Here is a 507-nt window from a genome sequence, read left to right on the forward strand (position 1 = left end):
GCATGCCCTTGTTCATCAGTACACCAAGATTGAGACTGAAAAGCCAAGAAAATTCCTACCCATTTATCTTTACTTTCATTATCTTTGTTTTCAAAATGTATAAGTAATGCGCCATCCTGCCATATTCCATCATCACCTTGCCATCTTTTTAAATTCCCTTGATTCATATGAATATCATGGATTCCGTTACCAGGATAAAAACCAAAATATTTATCTTCTTTTGGTTCGTTTTCCCATATATCACCAAAAGCATATATGTTTGCTTGTTTATCTTTTGCCTTCTGTATATAATTATTTAATTTATCATATAGATCATTATCTGGTCCTACTTCCTGATTAGGAAGTGGAATCATTTGTTTACTATCGAATAACTTCCCACGAATGAAATCAATACCAATTTCAGGATTATTGTTTCTGATACGAGTAAAACCTTCTTGAAGTCCAGGTAAGTGAGTGATTTCTTCCGAATTAAAGTCGTCACTCGCAAAATATAATACTTCAGATGGA

The 507-nt window shown here is 33.1% G+C and carries 1 protein-coding gene; it reads right to left on the reverse strand.

Annotated features, from left to right (window positions below; all coding sequences use genetic code 11):
* On the reverse strand, positions 1–507 hold a 507-nt coding region (locus GFJ36_RS28825; protein WP_157349857.1), incomplete at both ends, for a YukJ family protein.

It is taken from the genome of Bacillus sp. EE-W1 (genome assembly GCF_009760835.1).
GTDB classification, from domain to species: domain Bacteria; phylum Bacillota; class Bacilli; order Bacillales; family Bacillaceae_G; genus Bacillus_A; species Bacillus_A wiedmannii.